Consider the following 12,252-nt stretch of genomic DNA (forward strand, 5'->3'; position numbering starts at 1 on the left):
CAAACATGGTGTAGTTGAACTCATAAAAACCCTGCCCATTCTCTATCCTATAAATGATCCCGCCATTTTCTGTAGAAAGAATGTCAGAGGGGAAACACCATGGATTGGCCTCAATGTAAATGGCATCCTCGGGAACCGGATTGCCATACATATCAGCCACAGAGCCGACTACAATGGGACCAGGGATGATGGTTAATGTCATACAATCAGTGACAATTTCCATGCAGGGAGGTATCGGTAAGGCTGTGAGGCACAATTCAAGAACTGATGGATTCAATAAATCCCCAAGCCAGGGATCATACCAACTATTCAAGACAAGTGGATCAGAAAAAGTACCATTTCCTGTGCTGTTCCACATTAACTCAGAGAAATTCATTGCATAGGCATCACCAGTAAAATAGGAATTTCCAGCCATAATCGTAGCATCATTACCTGCAAATACTATCGGGCACAAAATCACACTTGTGTAGTTTCCAAACAGACTGAAAGAAAGATTCAAATCCTCCACAGGTTGTCCCCAGGGAACCAATGAGGCAGCAGTCCAATCAATACAACCTATTCCAAAACCTCCTCCCGGATTTCTCCAATAGAATTCCTGGTTTAAAGTCGGCGATTCCTGTTTATTCCAATACCACTGCCCATAAGGTTCATAAGCCATATCTGGCTGGATACTTATCCAGTAATGACCAGGATTCAAAACCAAAGGTCCAAATCCCGGGGCGTTTAGTAAATCAAAATGCAAATTACCTTCTGGTGTAGAAATTACGGGAAAGTCCATATACTCGGTAAAGGGCTCTCCCGGCTCGTTACCAACAGGATTATTTTGCAAAATAAAAAGATTAGCCATTTGGGATGGTCCTCCACCACTGCTGTATTGTCCCAAAACAGATATTTCCTCAATCACCCAGGTCTGGCCTTCGGGAACGAAAAAATCATCGGTAGCCTGCGTAGAATATGAGGGGTAATCCGGGAATTCCTGGCTTGATACAGCGCCCTCATTTGAAGGAACAGATGATTGTTCATATAGCAGGCTTTTACCGTCTGGTAAATTCATAATTGCTTTGCCAGGCTTTTCAGTTAACCTGATATCCGGCAACTGACAAACCACAATCAGCGGTATACACAGGAAAACCGCTGTAATTATCTGAAAAATTGATTTGCTTTTCATGACGATGTTTGTTAATGTTAATAGCTAAATAAATGGATTACAAGACATTAAAAGAGTTTAAAGAAGTGAAATGATAAAGCAAAATAGAAGTAATTTAATCGGATTTCAGCTAATCATTGCTGAGATCTGGTTCTGCAAATCCATATAAAAGAGAATTACTTTAAGGTGAATTTGCAGCACTGGATTTAGTTGATAATCAACTTTTTAGTAAACACTTTTTTTTCGGATTTCATAATGAGAATGCAGATTCCTTTGGGCAGGGTCGAGAGATCTATCCCTGCCGGCAGGTACACAGATTGAGAGAATAACACATTTCCCAATAAATCCAGAATCTGGATGTCCGCTATCTCCGTCAGCCCGGTGATGCTGATATATCCGGAGGTTGGATTGGGGCTAACCGTGGTAACAGATCCATTAGTATAAGCAATATACAAAGGTGAAAATTCAATCTCAATAATGGCCGACAAGCCATGGGTTTCAAACAATCCTGAATGGCTGAGGCTTTCTTCACAGGTTATTTCGAGGTCAAATACTTCGCCGGTTGACTGACGATAACATTTCCAGCTAACTGGCTCGCCTTCGGTAAAGCCCTCAATGGTTTCTGTGGTTGGATCGTCGCCATTCAGGATAAGGACTTGAGAATTCTTAAGTGTGGAAATTTTACCTACTCCGCTACAGAACCCGTTCTGGTTAAAGGCTGCGATAATATCACCTGTCTGCAATCCTTTCAAACTTTCGGGGCTGAAAGCAACAAGGTGGCTCACAGGGGTCATTTTGACTTCATTCCATGGTGTGGAAATGATTGGAGGTGCTGGAATGACCTGGTTTGAAGCACTGCTTTTGAAAAAGTTAAGGACGCCTGCTGATGTGGTGAATGCAAAATAAGCCTTTCCCAGTTTCATTTCTCCCATAGTATTGATGTTATAATCCGGCCACAGGATTTCGGTATTTGCTACCCCTTTGGCCACAACAAAACCCGGAATATTTCCCAATGCTGTCATGGCGTCCATCTGGCGCCAAACCGGGATGAGGTTCCAGCCGGGATTCAGGTAGAGCGTGGATTGCTGTAACTCCCTGCCATGAATAAACAGACTGGCATCCTGATTCATTTTGACGACGTACCCTGAGAAAATGTTCCAGTCCAGGAGTGTGTTCAGATTCTGACCAGGCCAGTACAATCCCGAGAAATTGTACATAATCTCCAACTCATTAACTACCGGGCTCATGAGGGTTTCAATACTGCTGTTCATTGGCTCAAGACAGGAAGAGATACCGCTCCAGCCTGCAGCCAAATCCACTGTTTGTGCGGATAAGGGCGCGAGGCTGATCTCATCATAGTAAACATAAGCATTTTCCAGGTCTCCGGAAAACAGGTTGACCGCGGCAATATTCAGCGATCCGCCACCACTCACTCCATTTGTCCAGCTTTTTGTTACGAGCAGTTGATCGTCGTAATAGACCGACTGGCTGTCATTGTCAAGGTCAATCAACACCATGATCTTTACCCAGAGGTTTTTCTGCAAAGGGACACTGTTTCCGTCAAACTCGCTGGTAACAATATTTTGATCCGGGTTAAACCTGACCTGTGTTGACCAGTTGCAGTCAATGCCTTCACAATCATACTGGTTCAGCAGGATGAAATAGGTTGAACCCCCACTTGCATTTCCCGGGATGTACTGCCATGCAGAAATTTCCCATTGACCGGTTTCGCAGCCCGCAAATTGTTGCAAAATATCATCTCCGGTTAAGTTCGTACTTCCAAGGATTTTGACGGACTGATCCCCATAAAGACTGTTTTCGCTGGTTACACTGGCAGAGGGCGACGAAGCCACTGTACCCCACATTTCCCAATTTCCCTGGCCAACAATATCCGAATGGATGGCATAATCTTCAAAACCATCATACCAATCGGGTGTACTTCCACGAATTTCGATCCTGTAATCTTCCACCTCGCCATTCAGGGCAATTCCTTCAATACTGTTTATGTCCAACGTACTGTAACGGAATCGGGCGAAAGTATGTCCGGGAATAGCACTGTGAGGCACAACGAAGGAAAGATGATTATTGCCGGGATCAAGGTTTTGATTGAAAAAGATTTGCTCACCGCCATCGTACCAGTCGCCATCGGCGTTGAAGTCTATCCAGGCAGATAGTTTTCCGGGGTAGGAAGCATCAACCTGCAGACAGGACGTTTTGCCCGGGGTAATCATCGAACTGAAGAAAACCCCATCCTCATCATCAAATCCTGCAAAATCATCTCCGATTGCCTGACCGTCTGGTAAACCGTCAGCTTCGGTATCCACCCTCATTCCAAGAAATATTGCCGGATTGATTAAATGACGTGCACCATTGCTGGCCATCACCGTCTGGTATTGCGGATCCGGAGCATCTCCAAAATCAAAATGAAGGTAAGGATCGGCATTGATTTTCACCTCGTCAATAACACCCATGAAGTTCATATATCCTCCCCAACCACTCAACCGTCGTCCGATGCCAAGATTTGCCGTGGTTGATGCCGGTGCATTGGACCATGTAGAAGTTCCCTGTGGCTGCCCATCAACAAATAATCTCATGTAGCTCCCATCCCATGAGGCAAAGACATGGTGAAAAGTATTGTCCCTCAGATCTGTAGATCCGAAAACATCGCCATTGCCGCTTGATCCGGCATAGATGGAAAGCCTTAGTTTACCCGAGCTGAGGTAGAGGGAAAATCCGCTGCTGCCGGCTGCGTTGTAGGTATATTTATCCACAATGGCATAGTAATTCGAAGTACCCGAAGCTTTAATCCAGGCCTGTATCGAAAAGGGGGATGTGATGTTGAGACTTGACGAGTGGGGAACGGTGACAAAGGTGCTGCTCCCGTTGTAATAGAGTGCATTGCCGTAAAATCCCTGAGTCCAGGATGGATTGGTAATCGTGCCGTGGTTATTGTTGCCGGTAATGTCATGTGCAATCGTGCCCTGGTTTTCGTCAAATGGCCAGATGGCATAGTCTGCAAACGTTTCATCAACAATAATTACATAATAATCTTCCACTTCCCCGTCATTCGCTAATCCATCGAATTCAAGTCCGCCGATTGTATTGAAACGGAACCGGCAATAGGTTGTATCCAGGGCTGCAGTTGCAGGAACCGTAATGCTGAGGGAATGTCCACCTGCAACAATGGGTTGGTCATCGAAAAGTTGTTCACCGGCATCATACCAGTCTCCATCGGCGTTCCAGTCGCACCAGGCATTGAAATAGCCTCCGACTGAAGCGGTAACGGTCATTTGTGCATTTTCCCCTCTTATCCATGGCGAACTGAAGAGCACGCCATCATCATCGTTGACACCGTCGTTATCGTCACCTTGTGCAGTTGCATCGGGCTGCCCCTCAGTATCTGCGTCGATCAGGCTGCCCAGGTATACCTCCGGATCAATCAGGTGCCTTGCACCGTTATTAATCAGTAGTGTTGGATAGAATGGATCGGGACAATCGCCGAAATCATAGGTTTCGGGTAGGATGGTCTGGTCGAAGTAAAATACACCCATATCAGCGCAAGTGCCATCTGGGTCGGCCGGTGAAGAAGGATCGGCAGCATCGATACAGGGCGATTTTGCTGTTGATACAGGGTAATTTGGCCACCCCAGATGATAATCCCAATAATAGGGATCTTCGAAAATGGGATTAAGGTTGATATTTCCTATTCCAGCCCATCCCCCTTCGATGTCGGACCAGGAAGCGCTGAAAGAGCCACTACCTGCACTTGCTATTTCCTGTGGTGAATTATCCCATAAAATGCTGTTTTTTACTACCGGGTGCGTATTGGTACCGTTACTAAAAACAGCCCCACCGGCACCGGCAATCGCATCGTTTTGGGTTATCGTAACATGCTTCAGGGTTGGTGCTGATGCACCGGAACAGTATAGACCTCCTCCTAAAGGCGGAGATTCTTCGCACGACACGATATTTCCGAAAATACTTGTTCTGGTTATGGATGGATTACTGTTAACATCGCAAAAAATGCCGCCTCCACCTGAGTTAGATCTTCCATTGGACGTGTTGTTGCTGATCTGGCACCAACTGATTTGCGGATTTGAAGAATTGTACAAATACAATCCACCCCCACAGGCCACCTGGTAGCTGAATGCACTGTTCAGCCGGATTGTAGTGTTCATGACAGCCGGACTGGATTGATTGAAGTAAATCCCGCCACCAAAGGCATTTTCGCCAGCTGCTGTATTGCCGGTAACCTGAACATCCATTAAGGTTGGCCCGATGGAATTATAGAAATACAAACCTCCACCATGCATGGCCGAGTTCATGGTGACAGGAATTCCTGTGAGCCAGATGTTGGGATCGGAAAATCCTTTGAAATAAATCCCGCCACCGCTCCCTGCGCTATTGTACGTGATGCTTATGTTATTAAAAACAGGCACAACTGCGCCGTTAAAATAAATCCCGCCACCTCTGGCAGCAGCCTGGTTGCTTTCTATCTCAACGCCAGTGAAGGTCGGAGAACTGCTTTCTGCAAGATAAACACCGCCGCCATGCCCAAGATGGGTTTTGTTTTGTGCAATTGCACTTTGTTGCAGGGTTAACCAGGTCAACGAGTTGCAATAAGCGCCACCTCCTGAAATAAAAGCCAGATTTTCCTGGATGGTTATCTCTGTGAAATTGGCATGAGAATTAGAGGTTCCATCCAGGAAGAAACCGCCGCCATTTTCGGCTTCATTCCGGCTTATCATATTTGAAAAGCCATCCATTCCGGAGTTGAAGGAATGAATTCCTCCGCCATCTTTAGCTGCTTTATTCTCCTCTATTACACAATTGTTCAGGTGGATATCCGCCAATAAGTTACAGATACCGCCACCGTTTTTCCGGGCAAAATTGTTGTTGATCAGGCAGTTATTCAGGTTAATTTCTGAATTATAAACCAAAATTCCGCCGCCGCATGAGTCCTGTGTGGTTGGACCTTCCGCTTTTCCATCGGTGATTTTGCAATAGGAGAGTTGGGAATTTATGGAATTGATAAACCGCAACCCATGCCAGCCCATGGTTTTGTTTTTGGCTGTAAATACAATCGTATCACTTTCAGTCCCCAGTGCATCGAGGTGACCATTGATAACAAATTTATGATGTCCGAGGAAGATCACCTCCACACCCGGATCAATGGCCAATGACTGGCCATTTGCAACAGTTATTTCACCACCAATGACATACGGGGCATCTTCCAGGTTCCAGGTTCCACTTACAAAGCCGCCCGGAATGTAGGTTCCTTTTAACACATTGATATAATCCGTTTTGATTTTTGTGTCTGTTGAATCGTTGCTGTCAGTCACCGTCAGTTTCACTGTGTAAAGCCCCACATTGGGATAGGTATGCGACGGATTCTGATCAGTGCTTTGTGAACTATCTCCAAAATCCCAGCTCCATTGGTTGATTGTTCCATTCCCTTGTGTCGATTGATCCGTAAAGTCAACTGTTACGGGTTTGTACCATTCCGTAGTATCCGCAGTAAATTCTGCAACTGGCGGAGCGGCCACGAGGGTAATGTAATTTTGCCTGATGATGGTATCTTTGATGCTATTGGTGTCCTGAACGACAAGCGAAACGGTGTAAGTTCCGCCACTGCTATAGAGATGGCTGGGGTGTTGTAAAGTATCGTAGGAATAATCACCGAAATCCCAGAACCACTTATTGATCTGTCCCGATCCTTTTTGGGATAGGTCGGTAAATGCTATTGTTTTGGGATAATAACCATACGTTGTATCTGCTTTGAAATTGGCTGTTGGCGGGTAAAAAGTTGCCGGTTCATGGTCGAAATAAAATGCGCCCATATCAGCTCTTGAACCATCGGGATCATGAGGAGATAAAGGATCCCCAACATCAAGGCATGGGGAGTTGATGGAGAGATAATAAGCCGAGTCGCCGGTGAGGGAATGGAAAAGAGGGTCGCTGTCAATATTCCCCGTTCCGGTGAAGCCACCCCTGATATCAGAATAAATAACACTCGAATAGGAGGGATAATTTACCCTGATGATTTCACCATTTGAGTTGTTATAAACAATGCAGTTTTTAAGATCAACACCGGCAAAGTAATAACAATAGAACCCACCACCAGATGAATCTGCCTGGTTCTGGCTGACTGTTGCATTCATCATCTTGACGGAGGAATACTGACTGTAAACCGCTCCTCCGTACTTACCGGCTGAATTTCCGACCAGCAGACTCCTTGATAGAACCGGACTACTTTGGTTGAGCGAATATATACCCCCTCCGCGCTCCAAAGCATCATTACTTTTTATCCAAACACTGTCCAACACCGGTTGGGGATAATTGGTGACATAACCTTCAAGGTAAATACCACCTCCATTTTTAGCCTGGTTAGCTTCTACGGCAGATTTCCCAATCATAGGATCTGATTTTTCGTAGCAAAGTAAACCACCACCATTTTCATCGGCGGAGTTGCTGAAAATCGATACATTATAAATTATAGGGCTGGAATTCATTAAACTCATTCCGCCGCCACTATCAGCGGTGTTTTCATGGATTAATGAATGCCTGATGGTAATGTCCGAATTATTGCAATAAATCCCCCCTCCGACAGCAGCTTGATTTGAATAGATATCACAGTGCGCGACCTCTACTCCGGACGAATTAACACAGCAAACCGCCCCTCCACATCCCTGGTAAGTAGAGATCAGCCATTCCGCTTTTCCAAAGGATAAATCACAATAATGGAGTTTTGACGCACTCTGGCTAGTCAGGTCTGTATCGAAAAAGCGGATACCATGCCAGCCGGTATCAGTGTCATCAGGCCTGAAGGTAATCGAATCTGTTTCAGTTCCAACTGCCAGCAACTGCCCGTAAACATTGATATGGTAATGACCCATGAACTGGACATAAACACCTTCTTCAATCGTAAGGGTGATGTCTTTTTCAACGGTGATATTTCCGACTATTTTAATCGTATCATTATCCCATGTCCGGTTCTCCGTGATAAACCCCGATTCTCCCTCTCCGACCAATATCAGCTTTTCCTTAGGGATGTAATTATGTTTGGTGGCCAAAAGACGAATCTGATCGCCTTTTATCAGTTTGGCATTTAGCGCAATAATGGCGACGCCTTCGTTATCGGTAGTGCTAAAACCAAGTAACTTCTGCAGTTGATCGGAATAGACGGCAACCGTAAATTCTTCCGGATCAGGCTCGTTGATGGTCACCTTGACTGAAATTTTATCTGCACCTTTGACCAAAGCATCTGTGGGTTCGACTGAAGTAATATTGGATGGCTCCTCAGTCCAGATTTCCATTGTGGGATCGCCAAACCAATGATAAATTTGAATCTCCGACTCATATCTGTTTGTAGTATCCATTGTGTTTGTTGATGTTGTTGATAAATCTCCGATAAATTTATGCTTTAAAAATGATTTAGCATAATTGATATCATCTCCCATTCGATAAAAACATGTCGAATTGCCAAATGTGACAGTGTCAAGTGTATCAATGAAATTTGGCCATATCCCATCCATCAACCCCCACACGAACCAATTATTGATAATTGAACCACTTATTCGGGTAGCTGCCAACACCCCGCATGATCCGCCGGTTTGGTGCCTAAGCCAGTGTTCTGCAAACGATTCACTTTCGTTACCAGTAGTGCTTCCACAATCATCTTTTTCATTGTCAAACCAACCGGTTTGACAATTGATTGACCAAATAATTGGTCGTTTATTTCCGTTACTCAATGCATCAACATCGCCATTACGAAACTCTGGATGATCCCATCCATCTCGGCTTCCATGATCACGATGAAGGACTAAAAATCTCCCATCAATTATTTCGCTTTTAATCATATTTTTGTTACCATTCCAGGGAAAATCATGATCTTTTTTCAAATAATTTGGAATTTCCTCCTTTAATGCATCTTCTCCCATGAGGTACTTTGTACTATCTGACCAATATTTTGGGTAAGGAGAATTTGTTGTATAAGCTCGATTTACAACAAAACCTTTGCTATCAAGGAAGTCTTTAACATTCTCAGCTGTTCTTGCAAAACGACGATCAGCAATACTATCATGATTATCATCCTGAAAATATGAGGCTGCTAAAGCTGTGTAATAGTACAAGTCATTTGAAGGAGGGTTCTTTTCATAACTAATTATTCTTGCAACAAGACTATCTGCCTGAGCTTTTGTATCTACAGATAGCCTTCCATAGCTATAATCCGGCACATAATCACTTACCTGAAAATAATCCTGGTATTGTTGGTCAGCATAAAACCAATCAGTTCCAATGCGACCTTGATCAGGGTGCGATAAAATTGCATGGTGTGTATTCACATGCCAGGTTGGTATGAACTCTGCATCACCGATAAAGAGGAGATAATACGGTGCAGGATTGAATGTGTTTTCTGCTTTATTAATCGAATCCTTTATGACAAGGCAGCTTTGTGTATTTACACTCATTACTTTTGTTCTAATGCCCCGCTTGTTTTTCCATAAGGCAAGTGTATCCGCAGCGCTTTTAAAATTGGAGTGGGTAATGATTAGCATTTCACATCCCATTTCATTTGACTTTGTGTCCCAATCTCCGGATTCTTTCCTAACGGATAGTATTTCCTCTCCATTAACCGAAATAGATCTAAGTAATTGGTCATTAATGGGATGCTGAAGGTTGGAAGGAATCGTTTTTGAATCTCCAGTAAAATGAACAGTTATCTCAAGTTCTGGATAAACAGTCAGTGTTTTCCTCACCGGGTTGTATTGATACGGATACACCCAGAGCATCGTCAGTGGCTGGCCACGGCTGTATTTTACAGGCTCTGCAAAAGAAAAAACACCAGGAAAGTCCGCATCTGTGCCGAATATTCTTTCGTCCCGGATGAATTGAGGTGAAGAGGCACTTTGGTTGTCGTTTTCATCAGGTAGAACCGGTGGCAGGCTAATGTTTTGATAGATGACCGGCTGACCCTGATTCACGATCAATGAGATTTCTTTCCCGTTGGGTGCTAGGATCCAGTTGCCAAAAACCGGCAGATCGGGCTTACCAACCTCAACCTGTCCTGAACCAGGCGCCAAAATTACCTGATAAGTGATACCGTCAGCAAATTTTTGTTCTGTAATTTTTAGTAGTGGAATATTTGCCTTCACCCTCAGCTCGTTTTCTGAGGAAGAAACAACATCTACACCGGCAATCACTTTTCCGGTGGCCACAGCTATCAAACAAGCCAATGCAGCACATTTGGCTATGGACTTTTTTGGAGAGCGTAGTAATGATTTCATTTTCTTTGGGTTTTAGGTTTCAAATTTCATTTGTTTGCTTTTACATATCCTGAAATTATGGACTGCAACGGATGTACCAAATCTGAAAAATATGATTTAACTAATTCATATTGTGTGCTTTAAAATTTTGATGTTGGTTTTCGACAGTCATAAAAATCGTTTTACCAGACGCTATTATCGCCCATGTGGGTGAAAAAGCAAAAACCCCCGGCCTTCCATCAGAGATTTACGTTAGCGGACGACCGGGGGTTTTATGCTATCTCCAGCTACTTATGCTCAGAAGACGGTTCACCTGAGCTACTCAATGGGTCATTTGATGATCAGCTTTTCAATGAACATTTTGTTGCTGCATTCAATATGGATAAAATAGATACTTTTTGGCTGATCTGAAAGATCAATTTCAGCCGGGAGATTTGTATTTTGATGATAAACTTCATCTCCCAGTAGATTGATCACCATCACATCGGCTTCACCTTTTAACCCTTCGATGGTGAAAGTTCCCCTGGTGGGATTAGGATAGATCATTAAGCGGCCTGATGAATTAGTCAATATTCCGGTACTGGTGGTATTGACCTCTTTAATTGCCGACAGTCCATGGGTTTCAAAAAGCCCTGAGTGGTTCAGATATTCTTCCCATTTTACTTCAACCTCAAATATTTCACCAGTGTTTTGACGGTAACATTTCAAAGCAATGGGTTCTCCTTCCAGATACCCTTCGATGGTTTCGGTAGTTGGATCGTCGCCATTCAGTATGAGGATTTGAGAATTCTTAAGTGTGGAAATTTCAACCACACCGCTGCAGAACCCCTCCTGGTTAAAGGCTGCGATCAAATCACCCGGCTGCAGAGGCTTCAAGCTTTCCGGATTGAATGCTACCAGGTGTGTGTAAGGAGTTAAAATCACTTTATTCCATGGTGTAACCGGTAAAATTTCAGAATTTCCGTGAATATACTCTTTTGATCCGCCAGAATAGGTTATTGATCCTGCCTGGGTTGTATACACATAATACGCTTTACCGGTAAGGAGGAAAGGCATCGTATTTATGTTATATTCAGGCCATATTATCTCGGGACTGGCCACACCTTTAGCTATTACAAATCCGGGCAAGCCTCCTAAAATAGACATTGATGGTTCATTACTGAACACCGGAATGAGATTCCATCCTTCTGAAATATTAACTGTTTTATCTGCTATTTCATAACCAGTTACTGTTAGGATAACATCGTCAGTCACTTTGATCACATAACCGCTGTAAAAATCCCATTCCTCAAGGGTATTTATTGGAACTGAAGGCCAATATGTACCTGAGAAATTATACAAAATGACCAGCTCGTCAGTAATAGAACTGAACATTGTTTCGATATCCGGGACATCCGGGACAAAATACGATGAAATTCCACTCCAGCCTTCATTGATGTTGATGATATAGGATGCAGCATCCAAAACTGTAATACTAAAACCGGAATAGCCGGAATTACCATTTGCATCTGTAGCGGTGTAAACTACTTCAGTTGTGCCAATGGGAAAGAAATCACCGGACATGAAGTTGCTGATTAAAGATTCAATTTCACAATTGTCAGCAATAGCAGGCGAGTCCCAATATATCGTGGCGCCACCCATTCCAGGTTCACTTTCGGCAACAATATCTGGTAATTGTGATATCTCAGGAGGTTCAATATCAATCACAGTGATTCTGAATCCTGAAAAGCCCTGATTGCCATGAACATCAGTGGCGGTATAGGTTACATCGGTTTCACCAACAGGGAAAAAGTCGCCGGGCTGGTGACTTCCGGTGATGGATTCTATTTCACAGTTATC

The 12,252-nt window shown here is 43.9% G+C and carries 3 protein-coding genes; all 3 read right to left on the reverse strand.

The features are described from left to right. A partial coding sequence (locus IH598_06295) for a hypothetical protein (protein ID MBE0638107.1) occupies nucleotides 1–1,168 on the reverse strand: 1,168 nt, incomplete at its 3' end. A 185-nt stretch (nucleotides 1,169–1,353) separates the two neighbouring features. Beyond that, nucleotides 1,354–10,434, reverse strand: a complete 9,081-nt coding sequence (locus IH598_06300) for a PKD domain-containing protein (GenBank protein ID MBE0638108.1) — start codon at nucleotides 10,432–10,434, stop codon at nucleotides 1,354–1,356. A gap of 309 nt (nucleotides 10,435–10,743) precedes the next feature. Beyond that, nucleotides 10,744–12,252 (reverse strand): HYR domain-containing protein (locus tag IH598_06305; GenBank protein MBE0638109.1); only part of this gene is annotated, 1,509 nt, incomplete at its 5' end.

This window comes from Bacteroidales bacterium (assembly GCA_014860585.1).
Classification (GTDB): Bacteria; Bacteroidota; Bacteroidia; order Bacteroidales; family 4484-276; genus RZYY01.